This is a genomic window from Microtetraspora sp. AC03309 (assembly GCF_020826795.1).
In the GTDB taxonomy this organism is placed as follows: Bacteria; Actinomycetota; Actinomycetes; order Streptosporangiales; family Streptosporangiaceae; genus Microtetraspora; species Microtetraspora glauca.
The window spans coordinates 1-385 of record NZ_JADDIL010000638.1 but is presented as its reverse complement, the minus strand read 5'-3'; the positions used below and the strand labels follow the sequence as shown (position 1 = coordinate 385).

At 64.4% G+C, this 385-nt stretch carries 1 pseudogene; it reads right to left on the bottom strand.

Annotated elements, in window-relative coordinates:
• Positions 1-385 (bottom strand): annotated as a pseudogene (locus IMZ11_RS44725) (hypothetical protein); the annotation flags it as partial.

The window sequence follows — 385 nt, the reverse complement described above, 5'->3', positions numbered from 1 at the left end:
CCCTTACCGTGGCCCAGCGTCTCACACCAGTTGGTCACGCCGGGATTGGCGTCCGAGACGACGATGCGGATCTTGCCGTCCGGATCAGCTTGCGCTTGAGTGCCGTTGAGCGAGGTCTGGTGGTTGATGTAGTCCAGCGAGATGTACCAGAGGCTACCGAGCTGGAAGCCCAGATACGGCGCATCCGGCACCGGAAGCGTGAGGATCATGGCCTGGTCCGGCGTCATGTCGTAGTGCCCGACCGACGAGTACTGGGTGGCGAGCCCGCCCGGCGTCAGCCGCGGCGCCACCATCGTGTTGACCGGCAGGTTGTTGTAGAACCACTGCGGGAACTGCAGCCACGTCTTCACCCGCTGCACCAGTTGCTTGCCCGCCACCGCGTAAC